Genomic DNA, 5,062 nt, shown 5'->3' with positions numbered 1-5,062 from the left:
GGCGGCGGCTCCAACTTCGCCGGCTTCACCTTCCCGTTCGTCCACAAGAACCTGACCGAGGGTAAGCGGACGCGGGTCATTGCCGCCGAGCCGGCCGCTTCGCCCAGCCTGACCAAGGGCGTCTACGCCTTCGACTATGGCGACACGGCCCAGATGGCCCCCATCGTCAAGATGTACACCCTCGGACACACCTTTATTCCCGCCGCCATCCACGCCGGCGGCCTGCGCTACCACGGCATGTCGCCGCAGGTCAGCGCGCTGCTGGACGGCGGCCACATCGAGGCGCGGGCGGTGAAGCAACTGGACACGTTCAAGGCGGCGCTGACCTTCCTGCGGGCCGAGGGCATTATCCCCGCGCCGGAGTCCACCCACGCCATCCAGGTTGCCATCGAGGAGGCGTTGGCCTGCAAGGAGAGCGGCGAGGCCAGGGTCATCGCCTTCAACCTGAGCGGCCACGGCCACTTCGACATGGGCGCCTATGATGCCTTCCTGAAGGGACAGCTAGAGAACTATGAGTACTCGGCCGACGCGGTGACGGAAGCAATGCGGTATTTGCCGCAGGTGTAGTTGGCAGTTGCTAGTTGTCAGTTGTCGCTGTCTGGATGTCTGTTGCCAGCACCAAATTCTGACAACTAACAACTGACAACCGACAACTGACAACTAGCAACTGCCTCCCGAAGGAGAACAATGAGCGACGCACACTTCAACACCTACGCGCCGACGCTGGACGAATTCCGGGCGCTGGCTGGCGGGCCGGCCAACCTCATCCCGGTCACCCGCGAGTTCGCCGCTGACCTGGAGACGCCGGTCTCGGTCTATCTGAAGCTGATGGACGAGCCGGGCGCGTCCTTCCTGCTGGAGTCGGTCGAAGGCGGTGAGCAGGTCGGCCGCTACTCCTTCATCGGCGTCACCCCACGCGAAACCATCACCCTACGCGGGCGCACGGTTGAGAGGAGGGGAGGAACCGCCGCCGGACGACGGATGACGGACGATGCCGCTCCCCTGCTCCCCGACTCCCGTCGGGCCCACGCCTCCTCCGCCCCCCTGCCAGGTGGTGGCGGCGCTCTGACGACTTACGAGTTGGCCGAAGGGCAGGACATCCTGCACGCGGTCAAGGCCGAGATGGCGCGCTATCGGGCCGCCCCACTGCCCGGGCTGCCCCGGCTCAGCGGCGGCGCGGTCGGCTACCTGGGCTACGACGTGGTGCGCTTCTTCGAGCGGCTGCCGCAGACGGCCGCGCCCGGCCTCGACCTGCCCGACGCCGTCTTCCTGCTGGCCGACACGCTGGTCGTCTTCGACCACGCCCGCCACCGGCTCATCCTGCTGGCCAACGCCCACGTGCCTGACGGCGGCGACGTCGAGGCGGCCTACGTGGACGCGCTACAACGCATCGACCGGCTGGCGGAGAAACTGTTGCGCCCGCTGCCGGCCGTGCCCAGCCGGCGCTGGGGCGCGACGGCCGGCAACGGCAACGGCTTGGAGACGAACATGCCGCGCGAGCGGTACGAGGCCATGGTGCGCGAGGCCAAGGAACACATCGCCGCCGGCGACATCTTTCAGGTGGTGCTGAGCCAGCGCTTTGGCCGCCGGACGAGCGCCCACCCGTTCGCCGTCTACCGGGCGCTGCGCATGCTGAACCCGTCGCCCTACATGTTCTACTTCAACTTCGCGCCGCTCGACATGCAGGTTATCGGCGCGTCGCCGGAGATGCACGTGCGGCTGGAGGACGGCGTCGCCAGCGTGCGCCCCATCGCCGGCACGCGGCCGCGCGGCGCGACCCAGGCCGAAGACGCGGCGTTGGCCGCCGAACTGCTGGCCGACCCCAAAGAGCGGGCCGAGCACGTCATGCTGGTCGATCTGGGGCGCAACGACATCGGCCGGGTCAGTGAGTACGGCTCCGTGGCCGTCACCGACCTGATGACGGTCGAACGCTACAGCCACGTCATGCACATCGTCAGCCACGTGGCCGGGCGCATCCGGCCGGGGCTGGACGCCTACGACCTGATGCGAGCCACCTTTCCGGCCGGCACGGTCAGCGGCGCACCCAAGGTGCGAGCGATGGAGATCATCGAGGAGCTGGAGGGGCAGCGGCGCGGCCTCTACGCCGGGGCGGTCGGTTACTTCAGCTACGACGGCAGCATGGACACCTGCATCGCCATCCGCACGATGGTCATGCAGGGCGACCGCGTCTCGGTGCAGGCCGGCGCGGGCATCGTCGCCGACAGCGACCCGGCGACGGAGTATCAGGAGTGCGTCAACAAGGCCAGCGCGCTGCTGGTGGCGGTGGCGCGCGCCGAGGCGGGGGCTTTATAGTGAGGAGGAAGAGGCTCACGCAAAGACGCCAAGGAGCAAAGGACGCGAAGAAGAGCAACCATCCTTGGCGTTCTTTGCTTCTTAGCGCCTTGGCGTGAGCTTCTTTCCTCAGTAAAAAGGTTCTAGACCATGGACAAGAAAAAGATCGTATTCAGCGGCATCCAGCCGACGGGCAACACCCATCTGGGCAACTACCTGGGGGCGATACGCAACTGGGCGGCGCGGCAGGCGGAGAAGACCAACTACTTCTGCGTCGTCGATCTGCACAGCCTGACCGTGCCCCAAGACCCGGAGAATCTACGCTTCCAGACACGCTCGATGGCGGCCATCCTGCTGGCTTGCGGCATCGACCCGCAACAGAGCACGCTGTTCATCCAGAGCCACGTGGCGGCCCACACTGAGGGGTGCTGGCTGCTCAACTGCGTCACGCCGCTCGGCTGGCTGCAACGCATGACCCAGTTCAAGGACAAGTCGGCCCGGCAGGAGAGCGTGCTGACCGGCCTGCTCGATTACCCGGTGCTGATGGCCGGCGACATCCTTTTCTACGACGCCGACGAAGTGCCGGTGGGCGAAGACCAGAAGCAGCACGTCGAGCTGACCCGCGACATCGCTCAGCGTTTCAACGCGCTCTACAACGTGGAGTTCTTCGTCGTGCCCCAGCCGATCATCCCGCCCGTCGGCGCGCGCGTCATGGGCCTTGACGACCCGGCGGTCAAGATGTCGAAGAGCCTGGCCGACAAGCGCGGCCATGCCGTGCGCCTGCTCGACCCGCCAGACGAGATCCTCTACGCCTTCAAGCGCGCCGTGACCGACAGCGGCCGGGAGATTCGCTTCTCCGACGACCCGGAAAAGGCGGGGGTGAACAACCTGCTGGGCATCTACCAGGCCGTGACGGGCAAGGGCCAGGCCGAGGTGGAGGCCGACTTCGCCGCGGCCCGAGGCTATGGCGACCTGAAGGTGGGCGTGGCCGAGGCGGTCATCGAGACGTTGCGCCCCATCCAGGCCCGCTACCACGACCTGATGGCCGACACAGCCGAACTGGATCGCCTGCTGGCCCACGGCGCCGCGCAAGCTCGCGTTATCTCCCAGCCGAAGGTGGACGAGATGAAGCGGATGATGGGGCTGGTGCTGCCCCGCTAGACTTAGACCTCTGAGGTCTGGATGAAAATGCGCATGGGAGTAATGACCAACTGGATTACAATAGAAGGCTGGAGACACGGTCACACCTTTGCACGGTCGTCTGCGTTGTCTCCGCACACAGGGAGTACCCGATGAAGCCTTTTACGCTCTTGATCCTGTTGGTCGTCCTGCTGCTGGCGGGCTGCAACGGCGCGCCTGAACAACCGACCGCGACCCAAATCCCGCCGCCGCCCACCGCGGCGGCGACGGCGGAACTGGAATTGCCGACGCCGCTGCCGCCTGAAGCGACGACCATCGCCGACGAGCCGACGCCCACCGGCGAAGCGCTTGCCACCGTCGCCCCCTCGCCGACGACCGAACCGGCCACAGAGCCGGCTGCCTCGCCCACCGCGGCTGAGGCTGCCAGCCCCACGCCCGCAGCCACGGCCACGGCCGCTCAGTCGCCCACGCCGCCGACTACGCCCGGCCTATTCGGGCCGGGCCAGGTGGACATGCGCACCCTGGCCGCCGGCGACGTGCATGCCTATGTCGTCCAGGGGACGCGCTTCCAGCCGATCATTCTGTTCGTCGAGCCGGAGAACCAGCTCAACGTCGCCCTGACTGTCTACAGCGGCGACGTGAGCGGCCAGGCGACGCCGGAGGGCGTCACCCCGCTCAACTCGGCCGACAACGCGCTGGCCGGGCGGCCGGAAATCCTGGTGCTCAGCCCCGACGCCGACGGGCTGTTCACCTTCGTCGTGCGCGCGGCAGCCGGCGAGGGCAGCTACACCGCCCACCTGTACGACCTGACCACGCCCGCGCCCGGCATGGCCGTCCAGCAGACGGACACGCTGGCCGCCGGCGAAGAGAAGCTCTACACTGTCACCTCGCGCGGGGCGCGGCCTATCATCGCCGTGGCCGACCCCACCGACCAATCTGACATCGCCCTCGACTTCCTGGGCGCGGATGGGGCGGTGCTGACCACGGCCAACTTCGGCGGCCCCGGCGGCGCGGAGACGGCCTACGTTCTGCCGCTGGGCGCGGCGTCGTACTCGATCAAGATCCGCGAGGTCAACGGCGGGCCGTCGACCTTCCAAATCGCTATCGTGACATTGGAATAAGAAGAGGAAGAACCCGCAGATTATGAAGAGGCTCACGCAAAGAGCGCCAAGGTTCCCAAGAATGCAAAGCCCGAAAAGATTCTTGCTTTGCGCTCTTTGCTTCTTGGCGCCCTTTGCGTGAGCTTCTTGGTCTGCGGATTCTTCTCTGGAGGAATGCGAATGGTACTGGTTATCGACAACTACGATTCGTTCACCTATAACCTGGTGCAATACCTGGGCGAGTTGGGCGCGGAGCCGTGCGTCTATCGCAACGACCAGGTGACGCTCGACGAGATCGCCGCCTTGCGGCCGGCCCGCATCGTCATCAGCCCCGGCCCCGGCACACCGGACGACGGCGGCATCTCCAACGACGTGATCCGCGCCCTGGGGCCGACAACGCCGGTGCTGGGCGTCTGCCTGGGCCACCAGTGCATCGGCCAGGTCTACGGCGGTGTGGTGACGCGCGCGCCGCGGCTGATGCACGGCAAGACGTCGTCGGTCTATCACAACGGCCACGGCCTCTTCAATGG

The 5,062-nt window shown here is 66.8% G+C and carries 5 protein-coding genes; all 5 read left to right on the top strand.

Features of this window, described 5'->3' with window-relative positions; genetic code table 11:
• On the top strand, nt 1-567 hold a 567-nt coding region (locus ACE3UY_RS17120), incomplete at its 5' end, for a pyridoxal-phosphate dependent enzyme (protein WP_374688706.1).
• A 120-nt stretch (nt 568-687) separates the two neighbouring features.
• Nucleotides 688-2,313, top strand: a complete 1,626-nt coding sequence (gene trpE / locus ACE3UY_RS17115; RefSeq protein ID WP_374688705.1) for an anthranilate synthase component I — start codon at nt 688-690, stop codon at nt 2,311-2,313.
• Nucleotides 2,314-2,442: 129 nt separating this feature from the next.
• Entirely contained in the window at nt 2,443-3,453 is a 1,011-nt protein-coding gene (gene trpS, locus ACE3UY_RS17110) for a tryptophan--tRNA ligase (protein WP_374688704.1), read from the top strand.
• Between the two features lie 131 nt (nt 3,454-3,584).
• Complete coding sequence (locus tag ACE3UY_RS17105; protein ID WP_374688703.1) at nt 3,585-4,553, top strand: hypothetical protein; 969 nt, start codon at nt 3,585-3,587, stop codon at nt 4,551-4,553.
• Between the two features lie 159 nt (nt 4,554-4,712).
• Nucleotides 4,713-5,062 (top strand): aminodeoxychorismate/anthranilate synthase component II (locus ACE3UY_RS17100; protein WP_374688702.1); only part of this gene is annotated, 350 nt, incomplete at its 3' end.

Origin of the sequence: Promineifilum sp. (SeqCode) (assembly GCF_041918635.1) — a bacterium.
In the GTDB taxonomy this organism is placed as follows: Bacteria; Chloroflexota; Anaerolineae; order Promineifilales; family Promineifilaceae; genus Promineifilum.
The sequence above is the reverse complement of the archived record's forward strand: the minus strand, read 5'-3'. Positions and strand labels throughout refer to the sequence as shown.

Excerpts from the sequence above, each read along its gene's own strand:
- trpE (WP_374688705.1), top strand. The coding sequence starts at position 688 with ATGAGCGACGCACACTTCAACACCTACGCGCCGACGCTGGACGAATTC.
- trpS (WP_374688704.1), top strand. The coding sequence starts at position 2,443 with ATGGACAAGAAAAAGATCGTATTCAGCGGCATCCAGCCGACGGGCAAC.
- ACE3UY_RS17105 (WP_374688703.1), top strand. The coding sequence starts at position 3,585 with ATGAAGCCTTTTACGCTCTTGATCCTGTTGGTCGTCCTGCTGCTGGCG.